The organism is Pseudomonas sp. Irchel 3A5, assembly GCF_900187575.1.
Classification (GTDB): domain Bacteria; phylum Pseudomonadota; class Gammaproteobacteria; order Pseudomonadales; family Pseudomonadaceae; genus Aquipseudomonas; species Aquipseudomonas folii.
In genome coordinates this window covers 216382-239664 of sequence record NZ_FYDU01000007.1, presented here as the reverse complement: position 1 = coordinate 239664, position 23283 = coordinate 216382, and the positions used below count along the sequence as shown (strand labels likewise).

At 58.1% G+C, this 23283-nt stretch carries 13 protein-coding genes and 1 pseudogene; 10 read left to right on the top strand and 4 right to left on the bottom strand.

The genetic code is table 11. The features are described 5' to 3' along the window. Window positions 1-4 precede the first annotated feature (4 nt). Complete coding sequence (locus CKW31_RS13750; protein WP_095095701.1) at window positions 5-3655, top strand: transporter substrate-binding domain-containing protein; 3651 nt, start codon at window positions 5-7, stop codon at window positions 3653-3655. A 43-nt stretch (window positions 3656-3698) separates the two neighbouring features. Here the strand turns inward: CKW31_RS13750 and CKW31_RS13745 are convergent, their stop codons facing one another. Beyond that, on the bottom strand, window positions 3699-4043 hold the full coding sequence (locus CKW31_RS13745; RefSeq protein WP_027898748.1) for a YggL family protein: 345 nt from the start codon (window positions 4041-4043) through the stop codon (window positions 3699-3701). 319 nt (window positions 4044-4362) lie between these two features. Between CKW31_RS13745 and dacB the strand changes: the two genes are divergently transcribed. Then, a complete protein-coding gene (dacB, locus tag CKW31_RS13740) occupies window positions 4363-5829 on the top strand; it encodes a D-alanyl-D-alanine carboxypeptidase/D-alanyl-D-alanine-endopeptidase (RefSeq protein ID WP_095095698.1) in 1467 nt (488 codons plus the stop codon). A gap of 169 nt (window positions 5830-5998) precedes the next feature. Here dacB and CKW31_RS13735 read toward each other — a convergent pair whose 3' ends face one another. Together CKW31_RS13735 and rlmKL are read right to left on the bottom strand one after the other, a co-directional pair. Beyond that, the gene (locus tag CKW31_RS13735) at window positions 5999-8410 is read right to left on the bottom strand and encodes a diguanylate cyclase (protein ID WP_095096070.1); all 2412 of its coding nucleotides are present in this window, start codon (window positions 8408-8410) and stop codon (window positions 5999-6001) included. Between the two features lie 151 nt (window positions 8411-8561). Continuing rightward, window positions 8562-10832 (bottom strand): bifunctional 23S rRNA (guanine(2069)-N(7))-methyltransferase RlmK/23S rRNA (guanine(2445)-N(2))-methyltransferase RlmL, encoded by a 2271-nt coding sequence (gene rlmKL, locus CKW31_RS13730; protein ID WP_095095696.1) that lies wholly within the window; start codon window positions 10830-10832, stop codon window positions 8562-8564. Between the two features lie 72 nt (window positions 10833-10904). Between rlmKL and CKW31_RS13725 the strand changes: the two genes are divergently transcribed. Then, complete coding sequence (locus CKW31_RS13725) at window positions 10905-11159, top strand: hypothetical protein (protein ID WP_095095693.1); 255 nt, start codon at window positions 10905-10907, stop codon at window positions 11157-11159. A gap of 240 nt (window positions 11160-11399) precedes the next feature. Further along, window positions 11400-11615, top strand: a complete 216-nt coding sequence (gene rmf, locus CKW31_RS13720) for a ribosome modulation factor (protein WP_002553055.1) — start codon at window positions 11400-11402, stop codon at window positions 11613-11615. A 117-nt stretch (window positions 11616-11732) separates the two neighbouring features. Here rmf and CKW31_RS13715 read toward each other — a convergent pair whose 3' ends face one another. Then, entirely contained in the window at window positions 11733-12758 is a 1026-nt protein-coding gene (locus tag CKW31_RS13715; protein WP_095095691.1) for a quinone-dependent dihydroorotate dehydrogenase, read from the bottom strand. 1121 nt (window positions 12759-13879) lie between these two features. Here CKW31_RS13715 and CKW31_RS13710 point away from each other — a divergent pair. The 6 genes and pseudogenes from CKW31_RS13710 (at window position 13880) to CKW31_RS13685 (ending at window position 23270) form a co-directional block, all read left to right on the top strand. Continuing rightward, window positions 13880-15088: a CmpA/NrtA family ABC transporter substrate-binding protein gene (locus tag CKW31_RS13710; RefSeq protein WP_095095688.1), complete on the top strand. Its 1209-nt coding sequence runs from the start codon at window positions 13880-13882 to the stop codon at window positions 15086-15088. Between the two features lie 13 nt (window positions 15089-15101). After that, window positions 15102-15677 carry an ANTAR domain-containing response regulator gene (locus CKW31_RS13705; RefSeq protein ID WP_095095685.1) on the top strand — a complete coding sequence of 192 codons (576 nt, stop codon included), beginning with the start codon at window positions 15102-15104 and terminating at the stop codon, window positions 15675-15677. Window positions 15678-16096: 419 nt separating this feature from the next. Next, on the top strand, window positions 16097-17308 hold the full coding sequence (locus CKW31_RS13700) for a NarK/NasA family nitrate transporter (protein WP_095095682.1): 1212 nt from the start codon (window positions 16097-16099) through the stop codon (window positions 17306-17308). 8 nt (window positions 17309-17316) lie between these two features. Beyond that, window positions 17317-18975 (top strand): bifunctional protein-serine/threonine kinase/phosphatase, encoded by a 1659-nt coding sequence (locus tag CKW31_RS13695; RefSeq protein ID WP_095095680.1) that lies wholly within the window; start codon window positions 17317-17319, stop codon window positions 18973-18975. A gap of 336 nt (window positions 18976-19311) precedes the next feature. Continuing rightward, window positions 19312-20511 (top strand): annotated as a pseudogene (locus CKW31_RS13690) (NAD(P)/FAD-dependent oxidoreductase); the annotation flags it as partial. Window positions 20512-20540: 29 nt separating this feature from the next. Next, window positions 20541-23270, top strand: a complete 2730-nt coding sequence (locus tag CKW31_RS13685; RefSeq protein WP_095095674.1) for a nitrate reductase — start codon at window positions 20541-20543, stop codon at window positions 23268-23270. The last annotated feature ends 13 nt before the right edge of the window (window positions 23271-23283 follow it).

Sequence of the window (23283 nt, the reverse complement as noted above, 5' to 3'; positions counted from 1 at the left end):
CAGGATGTCCAGGCGCTTTAAGTACTACTTGATCCTGACCATGGGCGTTTGCCTGAGTCTGGGGTGTCATGCCGCTTTCGCTGCAGCCGAACTCTACACCCTGCTGGGCCGCTCCAGCATCGGGCATATGGAGCTGCAACTGGACAAGACCCAATGGCAGTGGGTACGCAATAAACGTGAGCTGATTCTGGGGACGTCGGCTCCCGACTATCCACCGTTTGACATGACACTGACCGGACGCGACTACGAAGGGTTTACCGCCGACTACGCAAATATCATTTCCAGGGCGCTGGACCTGCCGGTCAAGGTTCTGCGCTTCGAATCCAGGCAGGCGGCTATTGCCGCCCTTGGCACCGGGCAGATCGACTTGCTGGGCAGCGCCAACGGGTTCGAGGCGAAAGACCGGAATATCAAGCTCTCTACCCCCTATGCGGTGGATCAGCCGGTGCTGGTCACCCGCACCGGTGAGACCCGCGCGCTTACTGATGGCCTGGCTGAAATGCGCCTGAGCATGGTCTACCACTACCTGCCACCGGAGGAAATCCAGAAGCTCTACCCCAACGCAGCACTGAAAACCTATCCGTCATTTCAAAGCGCGATCAATGCCGTTGCATTCAACCAGGCAGACGTCTTTCTTGGAGACACCATTTCTACCCAGTACATGATCAACAAGGGCTACCTCAACAACATCCAGATGGCCAATTTCGGTAGACACGAACCCGACGGCTTCAGTTTTGCGGTCGCTGGCGAAAACAATCAGTTGCTGGACATCATCAACCGCACGCTCAAGGCTATTCCGGTCGAAGAGCGCATCGCGATTTCCAGACGCTGGGGTGCCAGCGACTTGATGCTGACCGACCAGAAGCTGCAATTGACTCACCGGGAGGAGCGCTGGATCGAACAGCATCCGAACGTCCGGGTCGTTATCAACGAGTCATACGCGCCACTGACATTCTTTGATGCCAGCGGCAATTTCCGTGGCATAACTGCCGACCTGCTTGAACTGGTGCGCTTGCGCACCGGTTTGCGTTTCGAGATTACCCGGGCGCCAACCATGGCCGATATGATGAATCAGGTCAGTCAAGGCCAGGCGGATCTGATCAGCGCCCTGATTCCCAGTGAAGAACGGGAAGATCAATTCAGTTTCAGTCGGCCTTATCTGGATAACTCGTTCGTGCTGGTCACCCGCAAATGGCCTGAGAACTCGATCAACCTTGAGCAATTGAGTGGCAAGCGGATCGCTATCACGTTGGGTAGCCCGATCCTGCCTTTCCTGCGGCGTGAGTTTCCCACGGTAGTCCCCATCGAAGTCGACAACCCCTTTCAGACCCTGGAGATGCTGGCTCAAGGCAGGGTCGAAGCGGCGATCACCTCCCTGGTGAGCGCCAACTATTTCCTGAACTCGGGGATATTTGAAAATCGACTACAAATAACCACGACGGTTGGCGAAAAACCTGCGCTTATCGCAATGGCCACCTCACGAAAAGCCACTGAATTAATCAGCATTCTCGACAAGGCGCTGTCTAGCATCGCACCGCAGGAACTCGCCGCGATCAACAACCGCTGGCGCTCCTTTACTCCATCTGGCGGCAACTGGCAGGAATACCAGCGACAGATTTACCAGATCGTGTTGGGAGCAGGCCTGTTGTTACTTGGCTCTCTGGCCTGGAACGCTTACATGAGGCGCCAGATCAAACAACGCGAGCAGGCCGAGCGGGCTTTGAGCGATCAGTTCGAATTCATGAGGGCACTGGTCAATGGCAGCCCCCACCCTATTTATGTGCGTGACCGTGAAGGCCTGCTGCGCATGTGCAATGACAGCTACCTGAAGGCATTTGACGCGCAACGTGAAGATGTCCTCGACAAAAGCGTGACCGAGGGCGTTCTGAGCAATGTCTTCGAGGCCAAGGAATTCGCCAGCGACTATCAACTGGTCATGGCGACCAACAACCCCATGATTCTCGACCGCACATTGCAGATCGGAGAACGGCAACTGACGATCTACCACTGGATTCTGCCATTCCGGGACTCCTTGGGAGAAGTAAAGGGCATCATTGGTGGCTGGATCGATATCAGTGAACGCCGGCAACTGATCGAAGACCTGCGCTCGGCCAAGGATCAGGCCGATAACGCCAACCGCGCGAAAAGCACCTTCCTGGCCACCATGAGTCACGAAATACGCACGCCAATGAATGCTGTGATCGGCATGCTCGAACTGGCGCTCAAACGTGCCGATCAAGGCCATATGGACCGCCCTGCCGTCGAGGTTGCCTACAGCTCGGCGAAGGATCTGCTGGAACTGATCGGTGACATTCTCGACATCGCTCGCATTGAATCCGGACGGCTGACCTTGAGCCCGGAACGCGCCAACCTGCGTCAGTTGGTCGAGTCCGTCGTACGAGTATTTGACGGTCTGGCCCGGCAAAAAAGCCTCAGCCTGTTGCTGGATCTGGACAGCGGCATCAACACCGACGTGCTGATCGATCCGTTGCGCTTCAAGCAGATCCTCTCAAACCTGATCAGTAACGCCATCAAGTTCACGGAAAAAGGCCAGGTCAGAATCACCTTGCAAGCCGAAACCGGCACCGATCCGCGACAGTTGCAACTGCACGTCAGTATCCAGGACACCGGCATCGGTATCAGCGAGAAGGATCTGCAACGCTTGTTCGAACCCTTTGCGCAGGCTGACGACAATGGTCAACAGGCGCGCACTGGAGCGGGTCTGGGGCTGGTGATCTGCCGCAGCCTGTGCGAAATGATGGGCGGCACCCTTGATCTGAGCAGTGAGCAGGGTAAAGGCTCGCAGGTTCACATGACCTTCAACCTGACCACGCTGGAGCCTTTGGCAACCCTGACGGAGCAATCTGAACCCCCTGTAATGGCTAACGCCACGCTGAATATTCTGGTGGTGGACGATCACCCGGCCAACTCCCTGTTGCTTTGCCAGCAACTGGAGTTTCTCGGGCATCGCTGCGCAGTGGCAGAACAGGGCAAGCAAGGGCTGCAGCTTTGGCTGGATGGCTATTTCGATGTGGTCGTGACCGACTGCAACATGCCCATCATGAACGGTTATGACCTGACACGGGCGATCCGCAACCAGGAACAGAAAACCGGCCAGCAGCGCTGTGCGATATGGGGCTTTACCGCCAATGCCCAACCGGAAGAAACCCAACGCTGTCGTGAGGCAGGCATGGACGATTGCCTGTTCAAACCTATCAGCCTTACTTCTCTGAGCGAGCGACTTGGCAGCGTTCATCCCCGCGGGGACGCGTTGATCGAAGACGAGCATATCTCACCCGTAAAACCGCAACCGGCGTTCAACATGGCCAGTATCAGTGCCCTCACTGGTGAGCGCCCGGAAATGATTCGGCGCCTGCTCGAACAACTCCTGCGCAGCAACGAGGAAGATCGTCATCAGTTGACGGCGTTGCTAGCGGCCGAAGATCAATACGAGTTGTGCCAGCTTGCGCACCGGATCAAAGGGGCGGCGCGGATCATTCGAGCAAACCGAGTCATTGAAACGTGCGAAGCATTGGAGGATTCGTGCCAGAAGACAACGTCAGAACAAGTGATCAAGGATCGTCAGCAGGACATGGAAGTTGCCATGCTCGATCTGGAGCAGGCTTTGCGAGACGCTCTGAACAGAGCCGTGTAAAGAAGGGAATAAAGCGGCGGGCCTGAAGCCCGCCGCTGAAACATCAAGCTACCGAATTGATCGGTGTTTCCGGGTGCCAGGCATCCATCAACGGGCTGACTTCAACCTTGGTCAGCTCGCTACGGCCCTTGAGCCATGCTTCAACGACTGCGCGCTGCTCTTCGTTGACGGAACCACGTTTTGCAAGGCAAACCAGACCGAAGTCATCACCGCCAACATAGTCCAGACCATTGGCGTCCATGGCTTCAGTCAGAAAAGCGTTGAGGAATGCGTCGATCGCCTCTTCATCCAGGTCTTCCTTGAAGTCCAGGTTCAGCTCAAAACCCAACTCCTGGAATTCATCCACGCAGAGTTTTTTGCGCAGACGACGGGAACGATTAGTGGCCATTGGAACAATCCTCTTGAGTAATATCGGGGCGCACTTTATCAGTTTGGGAAGGCAAATGCCCATAAAACCGGCACAGCGCGGTAATGCCTGCACCGTTAATAGCGTGCTGATTGTGCATGGCGAGGACAAAAATACTTTATCCAGACACCTTGGCGGGGCCCAAGTCGCCCACGTTTGGGGCATAATGCCGCTCAATTCGGACGTATTACATATTGTTAGCGAAACTGTTTGAATCACTTGTATTCACGTCAGCTGTATTTTTGTCGAGGGAATTCATCCATGCCCTCTCGTGTCCCGTCTTTGTTGTAGGGGTTACTGAATGATCAAATCATTGCGTCCATTGTTTTTTGCCACCCTTCTTTTGCCACTGGCTTTGCCCATTCAAGCCGCGCCGGTCAACACTTCGCTCCCCCCCAAGGTTCAGCAGGCACTCAAAGCCAGCAAACTGGGCAATGACGCATTGTCGCTGGTGATGCTGCCTCTCAATGGTCAAGGCACCCCGACCGTGTTCAATGCCGACGTCTCCGTGAACCCGGCATCGACCATGAAGCTGGTCACCACCTATGCAGCACTGGAAATACTGGGCCCGACCCACCAGTGGAAAACCGAATTCTTCACCGACGGTACACTTAACAATGGCGTACTGCGCGGCAACCTGTACCTCAAGGGCGGCGGCGACCCCAAGCTGAACATGGAGAAGCTCTGGCTGTTGATGCGCGATCTGCGGGCCAATGGCGTGCAACAGGTGACCGGTGACCTGGTGCTTGATCGCAGCCACTTCGTGCAACCGCAACTGCCGGTGTTCGATGATGACGGCAACGACAGAAACAAGCCGTTCCTGGTCAAACCCGACTCGCTGATGGTCAACCTCAAGGCGCTGCGCTTCATCACCCGTAACGACGGCGGCAAGGTAATGGTGTCGGTGGAACCGCCGATTGCGACCATTCGTGTCGATAATCAGGTCAAAGCCATCGCGTCCAAACAATGCGGTGACGTTCGTTACAACCCGGTCACGCAGCCGGATGGCACAGTCAATGTCACCGTCACTGGCCAGCTTGGTGATGGCTGCAACTCACAGACTTACCTGTCGCTGCTTGACCACCCGACTTACGCAGCGGGTGCCGTTCGTGCGATCTGGCAGGAGCTGGGTGGCACCATTCTGGGCAAGGACCGCGTAGACGTGGTACCGGGCAGCGCGAAATTGCTGGCCAGGGCTTTCTCGCCGGATCTGGTTGAAGTCATTCGTGACATCAACAAGTTCAGCAACAACACCATGGCCCAGCAACTGTTCCTGAGCCTGGGTTCAGAGTTCCGTAATGATGCAGACGGTGACGATGCCAAGGCAGCACAGCGAGTCGTTCGCCAGTGGCTGGCGAAGAAAGGCATCACTGCGCCGCATCTGGTCATGGAAAATGGCTCGGGACTGTCTCGGGATGAACGGGTCAGCGCCCGGGAAATGGCCATCCTTTTGCAAGCGGCCTGGAAAAGCCCCTACGCAGCAGAGTTCATGAGCTCAATGCCACTGGCAGGCATGGACGGCACGATGCGCAAGCGCCTCAAACGCACCCCGCTACTGGGTGAAGCACACATCAAGACCGGCACCCTGAACAACGTCCGCGCCATCGCCGGCTTCAGCCGTGACAGCAACGGCAATACCTGGGCCGTGGTCGCCATTCTCAACGATCCACGTCCATGGGGCGCGTCTTCGGTGCTTGATGAAGTCCTGGTCGAGTTGTATCGCCAGCCGAAGCTGGGTGATAACACCGTGTCCATACGGCAGCAGTGAGGGATTTCTGTAAGTGACTTTGTAGGAGCGCACGAGCACCGCGAGGCCGCGATGGCGGTGCATCAGGCAGATCGCTATCGCTGCCTCGCGGTGCTCGTGAGCTCCCACAGGGAAATGCATTCCAGCTCAGATAGCTGTGTGCCGGCAACTGCAAGCCAGTCACCTCCACTCAAACACTCACCTCCCCCTGTTTCTCACCCTCCACCCGATCCCGTCCCGCCTGCTTGGCGGCATAAACGCCGGAGTCGGCGCGCAGTAACAGCGCATCGGCACTCTCACCCTCGCGCCAGCTCGCCACCCCGAAACTGGCAGTGACCAGACCGACGCCATCCACCGGCTGGCTGCGCAAAACGTTCCATAGCTGGATCGCCAGCTCATGCGCTGCGAATGCAGTGCTACCCGGGCAAAGCACCATGAACTCTTCACCGCCCAAACGACAGAACACGTCGCTACGGCGCAAACGGCTAGTGATTCGTTGGCAAATCGCCTTCAGAACGGTATCCCCAACCGCATGACCATACTCATCGTTGACGCGCTTGAAATGATCAATGTCCAGCATGATCAATGACAAAGCCCCGCCGTGACGATTGACCCTCGCCAACTCAGCGCTAAAGCGTTCCTGGAAATAGCGTCGGTTGAAGGCACCGGTCAGTACGTCAGTGACTGACATCTCGCGCAACTCTTCTTCCACACGTTTCATGTCAGTGATCTCGGAAAGGAATCCATGCCAGACCACTGCCCCGCCAGACTGAGCCTCCGGCATGGCATGGCTGTGTACCCAGCGCAGTCCATGCCCCGGAACATTGAGTCGATACTCGTCCTGCCAAGGTGTCATGTGTTGCGCGGAAGCGAGCATGGATTCCTTCACACGTCGCGCGTCCAGTGGATCGACACGGGCCAATACCGATTTGAAATCGAGCAGCATCTGCTCCCGGGTCATGCCATGCAGTTCGCACATGCCGTCGTTGATGTAGTTGAATCGTGACTCGCCGCTGGCATCGATCTGAAACTGATAAATCCCCCCAGGCACGTGTGCGCTGATTTTCTTCAATAACATGTCACGTGCGGCCAGCGCTTCGTAAACCAGTTTGCGCTCAGTGACATCGATACAGACCGCCAGATATCCCACCCACTGCTCATACTCGTTGCGCACCGCGGTCAACAGCATATTGACCACCAGCGAACTGCCGTCATGCCGAATGAACGTCCACTCGTGGGACTTGTGAGGGGCGGCGTCGGCGGCCTCGACGAAAATAGCCTGACCGGCCGTGACCTGATAGCCATACACCTGACTCAGATGTTGAGCATGCTCTTCCAGTTCAGCTGGCACCTGCAGGTCTTTGAGCTGGAGTTGGCCCAGCACTTCGTCCTCTTGATAGCCCAGCATCTTCTGGGCACCAACATTGAACGTGCCGATGACGCCGTTAAGATCCGTCGCAATAATCGCAACATCGGTGGCAGCGTTCAGCACGTTACTGAGTTGCCCATGAGCACCGCGCAATTGTCGCTCGCGCACGCGTAGCTCAGCCGTGCGCTCGTCCACCAGACGCAAGGCACGCTGACGCTGACTGATCAGGTTGTACAGCAAGGCACTCAACAGCAGACTCAGCAACCCGCCCATGAGAATCACGCTGCCCACCAGCGACTGATTACTTGTCATGAACGCCGCGGTCGGCCGAATCTCCAGCAGGTAGTCACGATTGGCCAGCCCCAGCAAGGTACTGACGCGTATTTCGTCAGAGGCTGCGGGGATGGGTGATTGATAAAGCAGTTGTGGTTCGACAGGCGATCCGAGATCGCTCATGGTTACGGTCAGATTATCCTGAGACGGTAGCCCCTCGGTCATCAGCTTGCTGAGGCTGATGACCGCCATGACGTAACCGCTGACATCTGCGACTTCGCCCACTGGATTGGCGTTGGAGGACATAACCGGTGCCAGCAGCAATACCCCGCTGGAGTTGCCTGGCTCCAGCCCCACCAGGTCCATGCGCGGTGTCGCGACCATCGCACCCAACTTGCCCGCCAGCTCAACAGCGCTACGGCGCACGCTTTCGGAGCCGATATCAAAGCCCAAGGGCAAAGGCTCAGTACTGCGCGAACGGGTGAACAGGACCGGGAAATAATCAGACCGGGCGTTTGCAGGCTCAAGCACGCCTCCTTGAGTCGCCTCACGTATCGAAAAACCCGTTAACCCCTCGGCAACGGCCTGCCGTTCAAACTGGCGACGCTGAGCATTCGTCACTTTCGGCGCCCACGAGTAAGCCTCGGTGCCGATCAATAGAGGATCGGCGAAACCGTTGAATTCAGTTCGGGTGACGTCACTAGAGAACATGAAGAAACGACGCAAGCTGTCCAGGCGATAAACCTGGCCGTCGAGCCGTTCCTGAATGCGACTGAAGCGCTCATTGGCCAACAGATCGAAACGCTGACGCAATTGATGTTCATAGAATTCGGAGTTGGCGAATGCCAGCACAGCAGTCAGTGCGGCGCCCACCAGAAAGGCGTATGCCGCAACGACCCACGCAGAGGCCTGCTCATTGATAAAGCCGAGAATCCTGGGACGAATCTGACTCGTAGGCATCATTCGACACTCGCAACGCCACAGCATAGAGACGCGTCACGCTGGCTGTAGCTCACTTATAGCTATTAGCCAGTATTTTGCCTAGTCTGACTCGGCACCGATTGCACATCGACCCATCACAAATGCGAACGGATCGATGTGCACCGGCCCATTATCTGGCTGTGATTTTCCACGCCTTATGGATTTTGCTGTTACGGGCGAAGTCAGGATCAATGGTCTGAGCGGTGATTTCTTCCACGGCATAACGCTGTGCAAGATTCTCGTCGAGGACAAACTTGCGGAAGTTATTCGAGAAATACAGCACGCCGCCCGGCGCAAGACGCGCCATGGCCAGATCCAGCAATTGCACCTGATCGCGTTGCACGTCGAAAACCCCTTCCATGCGCTTGGAGTTGGAGAAGGTCGGCGGGTCAATGAAGATCAGGTCGTACTCTTCACGACAGGCGTCCAGCCAGGCCATCACATCGCCCTGCTCCAGACGGTTCTTGTCGGAGAAACCGTTCAGCGACAGATTACGCCGCGCCCAGTCCAGATATGTCCGGGACAAGTCGACACTGGTGGTGCTGCGCGCGCCGCCTTTGGCTGCATGGACGCTGGCCGTCGCCGTGTACGAGAACAGGTTGAGGAAGCGTTTACCCTGAGCCTCGCGCTGGATACGCATGCGCATGGCGCGGTGATCCAGGAACAGGCCGGTGTCCAGATAATCCGTCAGGTTGACCAGCAGCTTGACGCCGCCTTCATTGACCTCGACGAACTGCCCTTGCGCACTTTGACGCTCGTACTGCCTGGTGCCGCTCTGGCGCTCGCGGCGCTTGATGATCACCCGGCTCTTGTCGACATTCAGCGCCTGGGGGATGGCCGCCAACGCATCGAACAGTCGGGCCGAGGCCTTTTCCGGATCAATGGACTTCGGCGCGGCATATTCCTGAACGTGAACCCAGTCCTGATACAGATCGATCGCCAGCGAGTATTCAGGCATGTCGGCGTCATACACGCGGTAGCAATCGATGCCTTCGCGACGTACCCACTTGCCCAGCAGCTTGAGGTTTTTCTGCAAACGGTTGGCAAACATCTGCCCGCCTTCGCTCAAGCGCGGCTGCTCGACCACCGCTGGAGCCGGTTTGATCGGGTTGCCGTTTTTGTTGTACTTCTCGTATTTGCCTGGAGTCACCAGCGGGCTGGTGTCTTCCGGCTCCACGTGCTCGCGCTCAACCTGACGCTGTTCGGCAGTACGGCGTTCGCCGGTCACGAACTGGTCCGGCAGCACTTTGATCAGCAGCAGCTTGCACGGCAAGGCACCGTTCCAGAAAGCGTATTGCTTGTGACTGCGAATGCCCATGCGCTTGCCCAGATCCGGAGCGCCGGTGAATACCGCGGCTTCCCAGTTCAGACAGGCCTGACGTAAACGCTCACCCAGGTTCTGGTAGAGATAAAGCAGGCTGGCTTCGTCGCCCAGTCGCTCGCCGTACGGAGGGTTACAGATCACCAGACCTTTCTGGTTCTGGTCAGGGCGCGGCTCGAATGTCGCCACTTCGCCCTGGTAAATCTTGATCCATTCGCTGAGACCGGCACGCTCCACGTTGTTGCGTCCCGGCTGAATCAGGCGCGGGTCCGCTTCGTAGCCGCGAATCCACAGCGGTGGCTTGGCCAACCCTGCTGCAGCGCGCTCCAGCGCCTCGTCGTGCAGCTTGCGCCACAGGGCTGGCACGTGACCGAGCCACGCGGAAAAACCCCAGCGTTCGCGCTTGAGGTTTGGCGCGATGTCGGCAGCAATCATCGCCGCCTCAACCAGAAACGTACCTACGCCGCACATCGGGTCAGCCAGCGCGCCGCCCTCAGCCGCGATGCGCGGCCAGCCTGCACGAATCAGAATCGCCGCCGCGAGGTTTTCCTTTAAAGGTGCAGCGCCCTGCTGCAAGCGATAACCACGCTGGTGCAGGCTGTGGCCAGACAGGTCCAGGGACAGAATCGCTTCGCCCCGGTCCAGACGCAAATGCACGCGCAGATCAGGGTTCAGCTTGTCCACTGAAGGACGCGAACCATCGGGCATGCGCAATTTGTCGACGATGGCATCCTTGACCTTCAAGGCGCCGAAATGGGTGTTGTCGATGCCCGACCCGTGGCCGCTGAACTCAACCGCCAGCGAGCCGTCCGGTTCCAGGTGATCGTGCCAGTCAACGTGCAATACGCCGTTGTACAGGTCTTCGGCGTCCTTCATCGGGAAGCGCTTGAGAACCAGCAACACGCGGTTGGCTAAACGCGACCAGAGGCAAAGCCGGTAAGCGGTCTCCATGTCGGCGCTGCCGCGAATGGCTGAGGTATGTTCACGGGTTTCCTCGAGGCCCAGCGCAGTGGCTTCCTCGGCAAGCAGCCCTTCCAGGCCTTTAGGACAAGTGAGGAAAAGTTCGTAACGGTCCGACATGAGTATTCCAGGGCGTAAGCCATAAGCGGCGGGCAACGCATTGCCCGACCAGATTTAAAACAGGCGTCTTTCTTGGAGAACGCCTGCGCGGCACACAATTTGTGCCAGACCACCTCGAACCGATCGGGCTATCAAGGCAGTCATCCCCAGACCATCATGGCCAAGGGACATTTAAAAAATACTATTCAGCACGACAACCGTCGCAATAAAAAGTCACATCGCGACCCTTCGTCGATTCAGGTCTACTTGCAACAGGCCATCATCTGCGGTTGCGAAACAGTTGCAACATTTCTTGCAAGCCTTGCCAGTTCAGGGCTGCCGAAATAATCAACTTTGAAACACCTGCCTGCTTATGTTCCAGTTATTACAAATATGACGTGCTTATGACAAAACGATCATTCACAGCACCCGATCCATTGGTTAGAAATCACCACAGGTTGTCACCGCAATGGTGGGAACACTAAAGCCCGCGACGCCGGCAGCGGGTACCAACGGCAGAAAATTTTCTGCCCGACCTCGACATGAGGTCTCAGGGACATAACAGTCAACAAACGAGGGCAACACCCTATGAGAAGACTTAAGCGTGATCCGTTGGAAAGAGCATTTTTACGCGGATATCAGTACGGCGTTCATGGTAAATCCCGTGAGCTTTGCCCTTTTACTCTACCGTCGGTGCGCCAAGCCTGGATCAATGGCTGGCGAGAAGGACGTGGCGACAACTGGGACGGTATGACCGGCACTGCGGGAATCCACAGACTCAACGAACTTCACGCGGTCGGGTAACCAGGTAACTTCCGATCAGTCCATCAAATCTCTGAAGCCGTATCAAAACCAGAAGCGTCCCATCCGGGCGCCGGGCGCAAGCCCAAGGGGCTCCTTGAAGGAGCCCCTTTTTTGCCCTCAGTATTTGCGCATCGCGGCAATCGCATCCACCGACTCACGAATCAACGCCGGGCCTTTATAGATAAAGCCGGAATAGATCTGCACCAGGCTCGCGCCAGCAGCGATTTTCTCAGCCGCGTGCTTGCCTTCGGTGATACCGCCCGCGGCAATGATCGGCATCCGCCCAGCCAGTTCGCCAGCCAGTACCTTGACCGTATGGGTGCTCTTCTCACGCACTGGAGCACCGGACAGACCGCCCGCCTCGTCACCATGGGGCAAGCCTTCGACGCCGACGCGGCTCAGGGTGGTGTTGGTCGCGATCACCGCATCCATCCCTGACTCGATCAGCGCCGCGGCGACCAGCACGGTTTCTTCATCGGTCATGTCCGGCGCTATCTTGATGGCCAGCGGCACTCGCTTGCCATGCAATTGGGTCAGCGCCTCCTGACGAACACGCAACGCTTCAAGCAACTGCTTGAGCGAGTCACCGAACTGCAGGCTGCGCAGGCCCGGAGTGTTGGGCGAACTGACGTTGACCGTCACATAGCTGGCGTGGGCGTACACCTTGTCCAGACAGATCAGGTAGTCGTCCACCGCGCGCTCGACCGGCGTGTCGAAGTTCTTGCCGATGTTGATACCCAGAATGCCTTTGTAGCTGGCGGCCTGAACCCGACTCACCAGATTATCAACGCCCAGGTTATTGAAGCCCATGCGGTTGATGATCGCTTCAGCCTGCGGCAGACGGAAAATCCGCGGCTTGGGATTGCCCGGCTGGGGACGCGGCGTCACAGTACCGATTTCAACGAAGCCGAAACCCAGTTGGGCAAAGCCGTCGATGGCCGCGCCGTTTTTGTCCAGACCGGCAGCAAGCCCGACCGGATTGGGAAAATCCAGGCCCATGACGTTCACCGGCAGACGCGCCGGGGCCTTGCTTAACAAGCCATTGATGCCCAATCGGCCACCAGCGCCAATCAGATCAAGCGACAGGTCGTGGGAGTTTTCCGGGGAGAGTTTGAACAGTAACTGGCGGGCCAGGTTATACATGGGCGGGCGCGGCTCGTAAGAAGCTGAATTCAGGGCGGCGATTATAGACGTCTGAGCGATTGCGTGCGAGGCATGCCTGCAGGCTTTTGCGGTATAGGTATTTAGATAACCCCTGTTGAGCACCATCCATTGCTGCGGTAACGGCTTCTTTGGGGTTGCGCCCTTACGGCGCCTCACTTTTGAGAAGCGCAAAAGTAAGCAAAACGCTCTTGCCCCACCACTAGGTGCCTCGCCTTGGCTCGGCATGCCCGTAATCCGACATTGCTGCGCGGGGCCGCCGCCACCGGCCATCCATGGCCTGAGGCGGCTAAACCGGCATCCCTGCCGGTTTGCCCCACGCAGCAATATCGAATTCCGGCCGTCGTGGTTTAACGGGGCGCCCAAGATCAAAATCAAAAGCAGATCAAAAGCAAATGCAGCGGTAACAACCCGGAACGGTAGGAGCGAACTTGTTCGCGAGACATCAGCAAAGCCAAAACAGACATCGTCTGACACACCGCTTCGCAGCCTTCGGCAGCTCCTACAGATACCAGGTAAACCCACAAAACCAGGTCGGCTGTCAGGCCGCCGCGCTATTGATTTTGATCTGGGGCGCCCCGTTAAACCACGCTGGCCGAACGCAGATTCTGAAGCGTGGGTAAACCGGCAAGGATGCCGGGTTAGCCGCACCGGGCCATGGATGGCCCATTGCGGCGGCCCACGGTTTCAGATCTGCGGGCGGGCATCCCGAGCCTAGGCGAGGGACCGAGTGATGGGGCAAGAGCGTTTTGGTTACTTTTGGCTGGGCCGGCTTCCGGATCAAAAGTGACGCGCTGTAAAAGCGCAACCAGTATCAGCCCTGACCACGGTAACGGATATGTACACAAGAACTGCTACATCCCCTGACAAAATAAGTGTAGATACCCAAGATCAAGTGAGAACGGCACTGGCATATCGCTTGCTTGGCTTAAGCTAATAGCAGCGTGCCAACGAAGGCCCGATGCATCGACAATGGCGTCGTTCCGTCTTTGCTTTTCTGGCGAAGGATCGAACGACGCTTTTTTTATGAAAGATTTCTGCCAGCCTGGACCGGACGCGCCCGCTCCACCCGCAGTTGTCATGGCAGAGGACAGATGACATTTATGAACGAGCCCACACGAAATCCGTTGGCCTGGGTAGCTGGCAGCGATGCGCCAGAGATGAACAGCCTGGATATCGGCTTCATGCCGCTGTCCGACAGCGCCTCGATAGTCGTCGCTGCGACGCAAGGCTTCGCGCAACCCTATGGTCTGAGCCTGAACCTCAAACGCCAGCCGTCCTGGGCGAGTTTGCGGGACAAACTGGTCAGCGGCGAATTGCACGCGGCCCATTGCCTGTATGGATTGATCTATGCGGTGCAGTTGGGTATTGGCGGAAGCGCGGCTACCGACATGGCCGTACTCATGGGGCTGAACCAGAATGGTCAAAGCATCAACTTGTCGCGGTCGTTGCAAGACGCTGGCGTGATCACTCCTGAGGCGCTGGATCAGCAAGTGCACCAAAGCGGCACAAAGCTGACCTTCGCGCAGACATTCCCTACCGGCAATCACGCCATGTGGCTTTATTACTGGCTAGCGAGCCAGGGCATTCATCCCCTGCAGGACGTGACCAGTGTGGTTGTTCCGCCGCCACGCATGGTCGAGCACCTGCAGGCTGGTCGAATTGATGGGTTCTGCGTGGGTGAACCCTGGGGCGCCAGCGCCGTGGATCAGCAACTGGGCTTTACCTTCGCTACCACTCAGGCAATCTGGCCCAACCACCCGGAAAAGGTGCTGGGCTGCACCCGTGAATTCGTTGAACAGTATCCCAACACCGCACGGGCACTGGTCATGGCTGTTCTGGAAGCCAGTCGCTTCATCGAATCCAGTGACGAGAATCGGCGCAGCACCGCGCAGTTGCTCAGCGGCGCGGATTATCTGGATGCACCTGCCAGTTATATCGAACCCCGCTTGCTCGGTGACTATCGCGACGGGTTGGGCAACCAATGGCACGACCACCATGCTCTGCGCTTTCACGGCAATGGCGAAGTCAATTTGCCTTACCTGTCCGACGGCGTGTGGTTCATGACGCAGTTCCGTCGCTGGGGTTTGCTGCGTGAAGATCCGGACTACCTCAATGTCGCCAAAGGCGTGCACCAACTGGCGCTCTATCGTCAGGCCGCCGAGGCGCTGGACATACCGGTTCCGACGGCGATGATGCGCAGCAGCCAGTTGATCGACGGTAAAGTCTGGGACGGATCAGATCCGGCTGGCTACGCCCGCAGCTTCAAGCTTCACGCCATGGCCAATGCGGCCGTCGCCCTGACGCAATGAGGAGCTGACGATTATGTTGCGTATCCTCTTGATCAATGACACAGCAAAAAAAGTCGGCCGCCTGAAAGCCGCGCTGAGAGAAGCGGGCTTTGAGGTGATCGACGAATCCGGACTGATTATTGACTTGCCCGCCCGAGTTGAAGCGCTTCGCCCGGATGTAATCCTGATCGACACTGAATCCCCTGGCCGCGATGTCATGGAGCAGGTCGTGATGGTCAGTCGCGACCAACCTCGCCCTATCGTGATGTTTACCGATGAACATGATCCGGGGGTGATGCGTCAGGCCATCAAGTCCGGCGTCAGTGCGTATATCGTCGAGGGCATTCACGCCCAGCGCCTGCAGCCAATCCTTGATGTGGCCATGGCCCGTTTTGAGAGCGATCAGGCCTTGCGTGCCCAACTTCAGGCACGGGACCAGCAACTGGCCGAACGCAAACGCATCGAGCTGGCCAAGGGTTTGCTGATGAAAATGAAGGAGTGCAAAGAAGAAGAGGCCTACACCCTGATGCGCCGCCAGGCCATGAGCAAACAGCAGAAGCTGATTCAGGTGGCGGAGCAGATTATCGCGATGAGTGAATTGTTGGGGTGAATCGTAGATTTTTTGGATTTGTGGGAGCAGAGGTTGGTCTGGGCGGCATTCCGACTATCAGGCTGGACGCTATTCACTTAGACCGCGTACACCTTATCGCGGGCAAGCCCGGCTCCCACATGGGAATGCATTACAAAATGAGGTGAATCGTACGATTTTCCAGATGGCCCAGCTTTTGCTAGTTAATCAACACAGGTAACCAACGGCGGTTGCCCCACTTTACGACAAAGACGTCGCACACCTCTTTCGCCAAGGCGAATCGGGTTGCGGCGTTTTTTGCGTTTTGGCCCCAGTGATCGGGGTCGGTGGTGCTGCCGAGGTCGTGGACGCCCACCTGCAAGTCTTTACAGCTTCAAGCCCCTGTGTTTCGGGTCCGTGTCCGAAACGACAGATCTCCCTTTTTGCAGATGAGGTGTTCAATGAATACAAGCTTCTGGAAGGCCGGCCACAAACCGACCCTGTTCGCCGCCTTTCTGTATTTCGATCTAAGCTTCATGGTCTGGTACCTGCTCGGTCCGATGGCGGTGCAAATTGCGACAGACCTGCAACTGACCACTCAACAACGCGGCCTGATGGTGGCAACGCCGATTCTGGCAGGCGCCCTGCTGCGCTTTGTGATGGGGATTGTGGCGGACCAACTGTCGCCGAAAACCGCCGGGATCATCGGTCAGGTCATCGTTATCCTGGCGCTGTTCACTGCCTGGAATCTGGGCATCCATACCTACGAGCAAGCGCTGTTGCTGGGCGTATTCCTCGGCGTAGCCGGTGCATCGTTCGCCGTCGCGCTGCCGCTGGCTTCCCAGTGGTATCCAGCAGAGCATCAAGGCAAAGCGATGGGCATTGCCGGTGCAGGCAACTCAGGCACCGTACTGGCCGCGTTGATTGCTCCGGTGCTGGCTGCGGCGTTCGGCTGGAGCAACGTGTTCGGCTTTGCGGTCATCCCGCTGGTCCTGACCCTGATCGCGTTTTCGCTGATGGCACGTAATGCGCCGGAGCGGGCGAAACCCAAGTCCATGGGCGACTACCTCAAGGCGCTGGGTGATCGTGACAGCTGGTGGTTCATGTTTTTCTACAGCGTCACCTTCGGCGGCTTCATTGGTCTGGCCAGCGCCCTGCCCGGCTACTTCAACGACCAATACGGGCTGAGCCCGGTCACTGCCGGTTACTACACCGCGGCCTGCGTATTCGGTGGCAGCCTGATGCGCCCACTGGGCGGCGCACTGGCCGACCGTTTTGGCGGTATCCGCACCCTGGCAGGCATGTACGCGGTGGCTGCTATCTGCATCGCGGCCGTTGGTTTCAACCTGCCCAGTTCCTGGGCAGCACTGGCCTTGTTTGTCGCAGCGATGCTCGGTCTGGGTGCCGGCAATGGCGCTGTGTTCCAACTGGTGCCACAACGCTTTCGCAAGGAAATTGGCGTCATGACCGGCTTGATCGGCATGGCTGGTGGTATCGGTGGTTTCCTGCTCGCGGCAGGTCTGGGCTCGATCAAGCAACACACCGGCGACTATCAGATGGGCCTTTGGTTGTTCGCGTTTCTTGGCGTGCTGGCGTGGTTCGGCCTGCTTAACGTCAAGCGCCGCTGGAGAACCACCTGGGGTTCGGCAGCCGTCACCGCTGCTCGCGTCTGAGTCACTTGATGAGCTTGCAACTGAGCCTTGCTCAATTCAGCGCCAGTGGGCCGCGGGCGGAGAATCAGGACGCCATGCGCCTGGTCACTCCGGCCCCGGCCCTTGCCGCCAGCAAGGGCTATCTGTTTGCCCTGGCGGATGGCGTCAGTCAGTGCGCTGATGGCGCTCTCGCGGCGCAATCAACCTTGCAGGCCTTGGCACTGGATTACTACTCGACGCCTGAAACCTGGGGCGTCGCCCAATCCCTTGACCGCCTGCTGCTGGCGCAAAATCGATGGTTGCAGGCCAACGGCTTGCTGACCACGCTGAGCGCGCTGGTGCTGCGTGGCAGGCGTTTCACCCTGGCTCACGTCGGCGATTGCCGCGTCTATCGCTGGCACGGCGGAGAGCTGCAACGCATCAGTGAAGACCACGTCTGGGAACAGCCCGACATGCAGCACGTGCTCAAACGCGCGCTGGGGCTGGATCAATACGTGGTCATGGATTACCTGGACGGCGAGTTGCGCGAGGGCGAACGCCTACTGTTGCTCAGCGATGGTGTCTGGGCAACACTGGGTGATGCCAGCATTCGCTCGATTCTCGCCGAACAGGAGGACCTGGATCGCGCCGTGCAGACGCTCGTCAGCGCCGCCCATCTGGCAGGCAGTCAGGATAACGCCAGCGCTGTATTGATTCGCGTCGATGCGCTGGGTCAGGATGACCTTGGCGACGCACTCATTCAGCTTCAACAATGGCCGCTGCCGCCATTACTGAAACCCGGACAACTTTTCGAAGGCTGGCAGATTCAAGGTCTGCTGGCTGAGTCTCGCCAGTCATTGCTGTATCGGGTCAACGATGCGCAAAACCAGCGCTGGCTGCTGAAAACCCTTCCAGGCAATCGCCATGACGAGCCCGGCGCGTGCCAGGGATTACTACTGGAAGAATGGTTTTTACGCCGGGTTGCGGGGCGGTTCTTTCCTGAAATCCATTCCGCACCTGATCGCCAGCACCTGTATTACGTGATGCGCGAGCATCCGGGGCGCAGCCTGGCACAATCATTCAACGAGCACGGCCCGGTGTCCGTGGCGCAATGGCTGAGCCATGCCACGCAGCTGTTGCGTGCCGTGGGTTTGCTGCATCGGCGCAACATCATCCACCGGGACATCAAACCGGAAAACCTGCTGCTCGAAGATGACGGCGAGTTGCGCCTGCTGGACTTTGGTCTCGCCTACTGTCCCGGCCTTTCCACGCTGACGCCGGGCGAGTTGCCGGGCACGCCAAGCTTCATTGCACCTGAAGCGTTCAATGGCGACGAGCCCACCCCCCGCCAGGATCTTTACGCGGTGGGCGTTACCCTCTATTACCTGCTGACCGGGCATTATCCGTACGGCGAGATTGAGGCATTCCAGCATCGGCGCTTCGGCGCGCCCACGCCTGCCAGCCGCTATCGACCAGACCTTCCCGACTGGCTGGATCACAACTTGAGCGTGGCACTGCAAGCCGATCCGCAACTGCGCTATGAAACCGCAGAACAGTGGTTGCTGGAGCTGGAACAGGCCGAACACCGGCCCATGGTCAAACGTGCACAGCCGCTGCTGGAGCGTGAACCGCTGAAAGTCTGGCGTACAGTGGCGCTGGTTTCGTTGCTGGTGAATTTAGTGGGGATTGTCTGGTTGATGCGTCATTGAGCAGGAGCGCCCTGCAAAGGTGCGCAACGCACCAAAGCGAACACGGTTTGGGCGTGAGTTCCCTACAAGAGCTGCCGAAGGCTGCTAAAGCAGATTGCCTGACACACCGCCATCGCAGCCTTCGGCAGCTCCTACAATGCGACGCCGAGCATCTGGCACAACCCCTGCATATCTCTCCTCAAGCAACTCACATCGCTACAGCTTTCAAAGACGAAGGCTGAGCTTCCCGAGAGAACGGGACCGGACAAAGGCGTCCTCGCTAGTTATCTAGCGGGACGCCTTTTTTGTTTGTGCAGAATTTGTCGAGCACCCTCTTGCGGGCTTCTCGGAGGCAAGATGAGAAAACTCAAACTGGTAATGATTGGCAATGGCATGGCCGGGGTTCGAACCCTTGAAGAGCTGCTGAAACTCAGTGACGAACTCTACGACATCACCGTATTCGGCGCCGAACCGCACCCCAATTACAACCGTATCATGCTGTCCCCAGTGCTGGCCGGTGAGCAGAAATTCGAAGACATCGTGCTCAACGATCTAGAATGGTACTTGAGCAACAACATTCGACTGCTGCTCAACCGCAGGGTGGTGAAAATCGACCGCGCGAAACGCCAGGTGATCGCCGACGACGGCACCGTCGCGCATTACGATCGCCTGCTGATTGCCACAGGCTCGACCCCCTTCATGCCACCCATGCCTGGCAGCACCCTCGGCGGCGTGATCGGTTACCGCGACATCGCCGACACCCGCATCATGATTCACACTGCCAAAACCCGAAAACATGCAGTGGTCATCGGTGGCGGCCTGCTCGGCCTGGAAGCGGCCAACGGCCTGAAGATGCGCGGCATGGACGTGACTGTGGTCCACATCGGCAAATGGCTGCTGGAGCGCCAGTTGGACAAAACCGCCGGGCAATTGCTGCAAGCCGCACTGGAAGCTCGTGGCTTGCACTTTCGCCTGAACGAGCAGACCGAAGCGCTGCTGGACAACGGCAAAGGCGCGGTGAAAGCGGTACAGTTCAAAAATGGTGATGTGATCCCCGCTGATCTGGTGGTCATGGCGGCGGGCATCCGCCCGGCGACCGAACTGGCAGAAATGGCTGGCTTGCCTTGCAATCGAGGGATTCTGGTCAACGACACTTTGCAAACCTACGACCCGCGCATTTATGCCATCGGCGAATGCGCCAGCCATCGCGGTACAGCCTACGGTCTGGTAGCACCGCTGTTCGAACAAGCCAAAGTCTGCGCCAATCATCTCGCGCAACTGGGCTTCGCTCGCTACAAGGGCTCTGTCACTTCGACGAAGTTGAAAGTGACCGGCATTGACCTGTTTTCCGCAGGGGACTTCATGGGCGATGAAGACGCCGAAGTGATTACCCTGCTGGACCCCATCAGCGGGCGCTATAAAAAACTGGTGATTAGAAACGACGTGCTGGTGGGCGCCTGTCTGTACGGCGACACCACTGACGGCGGCTGGTACATGCGTCTGATCCGCAGTGGCCAAACTATCAACACCTTGCGTGACCAACTGATGTTCGGCGAAACCGTCACGCCGCAAACGGACATTGCGCTATGCGCCTGACCAGCATTCCCGTGCCTGCGACGCAAACCACCGCGTCCACCTGCTGCTATTGCGGAGTCGGCTGCGGTGTATTGATCGAACATGACGGGCGCAACATCATCGGCGTCAGCGGTGATCCCGGGCACCCGGCCAACTTTGGCAAGCTGTGCAGCAAGGGTTCGACCTTGCACCTGACGGGCGACCTCAGCGCCAGGGCGCTGTACCCGGAACTGCGCCTGAGCAAAAGTCTTTCGCGAACCGAAACGGATTGGGATACCGCTCTGGATCACGCCGCCAACGTGTTTGCCGAAACCATTCGCGTACACGGGCCTGACAGCGTTGCGTTCTATATCTCAGGGCAATTGCTGACCGAGGATTATTACGCGTTCAACAAGCTCGCCCGGGCGCTGGTGGGTACTAACAACATCGACAGCAACTCGCGCCTTTGCATGTCCTCCGCGGTGGTCGGCTACAAGCGCAGCCTGGGTGCGGACGCTCCGCCCTGTAACTATGAAGATATCGAGCTCAGCGATTGCGTGATGATCGTCGGCAGCAACATGGCCTACGCGCACCCGATCCTTTTTCGTCGCCTGGAAGAGGCGAAAAGCCAACGCCCGGACATGAAAATCATCGTTATTGATCCACGCCGTACCGATACCTGCGATCTGGCGGACATACATCTGGCGATCACCCCCGGAACTGATGTGGCGCTGTTTCACGGCATCCTGCACTTGTTGCTCCGGGAAGGCCAAGTCGATCAGGATTTCATTGATCAGCACACCGAAGGCTACGCCGAACTGAAAAGTCTGGTGCACCACTACACACCGCAAATGGTCGCGCAGACCTGCGGCATCTCGCGTCAGCAACTGCACGACTGCGCGCAATGGATCGGTCAGGCACCGAGTTTTCTGTCGTTGTGGTGCATGGGCTTGAACCAGTCCACTGCGGGCAGCGCCAAGAACAGTGCATTGATAAACCTCCATCTGGCCACCGGACAAATCGGCCGTCCCGGCGCAGGGCCTTTTTCCCTGACCGGTCAGCCCAATGCCATGGGTGGCCGCGAAACCGGCAGCCTTTCGAACCTCCTGCCCGGCCACCGGGAAGCGGCCAATCCCGAACATCGTGCTGAAGTGGCGCGATACTGGGGGATCGATAAACTGCCGGCGACACCGGGCTTATCCGCCATCGAACTGTTCGAGCAGATGCAGAACGGCCAAATCAAAGCCGTGTGGATCGCCTGCACCAACCCGGCTCAATCGCTGCCTGATCAGACCCGAGTTCGCGACGCTTTGAACACCTGCCCTTTCGTGGTTCTGCAGGAAGCTTTTCGCACAACGGAAACCGCACGTTTTGCCGACCTGCTGCTGCCCGCTGCGAGCTGGGGCGAAAAAGAAGGCACGGTCACCAACTCCGAAAGACGAATTTCTCATGTGCGCAAGGCGATTGCTGCGCCCGGCGAAGCACGTCCGGACTGGGCAATCACAGTTGATTTCGCCCAACGCCTCCAGGCCCGGCTACAGCCTGAAGCAAAAGCGCTTTTTGATTTCCAGCAGCCTCAGGCACTGTTCGACGAATACAAGCTTCTGACTCAAGGTCGCGATCTGGACTTGTCTGGTATCAGCTACGGCCTCATCGACCAGCAGGGCCCGCAACAATGGCCATTCCCCGAGGGAGCTGCCAACGGCACGCCACGTCTGTATCTGGATAGCCAATTTCCAACGCCAACAGGCAGAGCACGATTCATCAGCGAACCGTACAGCGCACCAAAAGAGCTGCGCGACAGTCGATTCCCACTGACGCTGAATACCGGCCGCCTGCGTGATCAATGGCATGGCATGAGTCGCACGGGCACCGCGGCGCGCCTGTTCGGCCATGTCAGCGAAGCGGTATTGAGCCTGCACCCGAAAGACCTGCATCGCCATCGACTGCAGCCCGGTGACCTGGTCAGTCTCGAGAGCCGACGCGGCAGCATGATTGTGCCGGTAGCCAGCGATGATGGATTGCAGGCGGGTCATGCCTTCCTGCCGATGCACTGGGGTGATCGTTTTCTCAAAGGCGGCGTGAATCTTCTGACACAGCCAGCCTTTGACCCGATCTCTAAACAGCCCGAACTGAAGCATTCTGGTGTACGCGTCGACAAGGTCGAGCTGCCGTGGCGGCTGTTTGTGCTGATCGAAGGGGACGTACAGCTCCGACTGGATGCGTTGCGCTCACTGTGTGACGAATTTCCCTACACCAGCTTGAGTCTTGCTGGACGGGAGCGCCCTGCCCTGACCTTGCGTGCGGCCAGCAGCGAAGCGCCTGCTCAAGAACTGCTTGATCGGATTGACCAGTTGCTGGGTCTGGATCACGGCCCGGTGCTGGCTTATGACGATCCTCGTCGAGGCATCAGCAAACGCATTCGTCTGGATCAAGGTCGGGTCACCGCGGTCCGTCTCGGCGGGGAAACTCTCGCCTGGGACTGGTTGCAAAGCCTTTGGCTGGACGGACAGGAGATCGACGACGAGCTACGCCGCTGGTTGCTTGCGCCGATCAGCAGCGCTCCCGGTTCGGGCACAAGTAAATCAACCCGCAGCAAAACGTTGTGCAACTGCATGAACATCAGTGAAAACGCCGTGTGCGACGCCATCGGCAAAGGTCTGGATCTGGGTCAACTGAAGGCACAACTGGGCTGCGGCACTATGTGCGGCTCCTGTGTGCCGGAAATAAAACGACTGCTGACGGCCGTCGCGATCAATTAATGAGGTGTACAGC